Source organism: Bartonella sp. MR168JLCBS (assembly GCF_042194175.1).
Map to the genome: position 1 here is coordinate 1 of NZ_JBHIMP010000642.1, position 514 is coordinate 514.

Below are 514 nucleotides of genomic sequence, written 5' to 3' on the forward strand. Positions count from 1 at the left end.
GCAGTTGGTGCTTTTGTTGCGTCGACATGAGCTGACGACAGGAGAGACATTGTTATTTGCCTCCACGCAAGCCTCTTCCTGTATGGTACTCTTTTGATTGCTCTCGTAAAGACGTCGTCCTTGGCAAACGCCGGGCCACGGCCAAAGCATCGGGGGCTGCTGGGGATGGTATCGTACTCAGATGGCGGAGGGAGCGACGTCGTCTGGGCCTGCGAAGGTGCCCTCAAGATCCTCCACGCGAGCGACAAGCCGGGGGAACTCTATCCTCATTATGTCGCACTTCTCCAATAGACGTGCGGCAGCTCGCCGACTATAGTTGTCAGGGGGGGGGTGGAGGGGGGCTTACCCGTCGGCGAGAAGTCCGTGAACGGGGTGGGCTGCGAGAAGATGACCGGCGTCGGACGCGTTTTGACAATGTTGGCCGATCATCTCTCTTTCTCGCAGGCGGAGCGGGACTCTTGCTCGCCACTTGAGTGGGAGCGGAAGCAGGAGCAATATCACCTCCGTGGCCGAT

The 514-nt window shown here is 59.1% G+C and carries 1 protein-coding gene; it reads left to right on the top strand.

Going from position 1 to position 514, the window contains the following annotated elements:
- Window positions 1-56 precede the first annotated feature (56 nt).
- A complete protein-coding gene (locus tag ACFIK8_RS13160; RefSeq protein ID WP_375669680.1) occupies window positions 57-473 on the top strand; it encodes a hypothetical protein in 417 nt (138 codons plus the stop codon).
- Window positions 474-514: the final 41 nt, after the last annotated feature.